This window comes from Chromatium okenii, from assembly GCF_016583745.1.
GTDB lineage: Bacteria > Pseudomonadota > Gammaproteobacteria > Chromatiales > Chromatiaceae > Chromatium > Chromatium okenii.
The window spans coordinates 1-721 of record NZ_NRRQ01000116.1; the positions used below are offsets into that span (position 1 = coordinate 1).

General features: G+C 52.7%; 1 protein-coding gene. It reads left to right on the plus strand.

What is annotated here, in order from left to right:
• The coding region (locus tag CKO12_RS14440) for an InlB B-repeat-containing protein (protein ID WP_200155407.1) at positions 1-721 on the plus strand (721 nt) is incomplete at both ends.

Consider the following 721-nt stretch of genomic DNA (forward strand, 5'->3'; position numbering starts at 1 on the left):
TTAACGAATGTCACTGCCGCAAAAGCAGTGACGGCGAATTTCACACCACTCTATTTAATTACTGCCACCGCCGATCCCGTCGCCGGCGGCACCATCAATTGCACTCCCAATCCGGTCACTGCTGGCGATTCTGCAAATTGCATTGCCACGACCAATACTGGTTATGTTTTTACTAATTTCACGGGCGCTTGCACCGGCACAACGTGCGCATTAACGAATGTCACTGCCGCAAAAGCAGTGACGGCGAATTTCACACCACTCTATTTAATTACTGCCACCGCTAATCCCGTCGCCGGCGGCACCATCAATTGCACTCCCAATCCGGTCACTGCGGGCGGTTCAGCAAATTGCATTGCCACGACCAATGTGGGTTATGTTTTTACCAATTTCACAGGCGCTTGCACCGGCACAACGTGCGCATTAACGAATGTCACTGCCGCAAAAGCAGTGACGGCGAATTTCACACCACTCTATTCAATTACTGCCACCGCCGATCCCGTTGCCGGCGGCACCATCAATTGCACTCCCAATCCGGTCACTGCTGGCGGTTCAGCAAATTGCATTGCCACGACCAATGTGGGTTATGTTTTTACCAATTTCACGGGCGCCTGCACCGGCACAACGTGCGCATTAACGAATGTCACTGCCGCAAAAGCAGTGACGGCGAATTTCACACCACTCTATTCAATTACTGCCACCGCTAATCCCGTCGCCGGCGGCA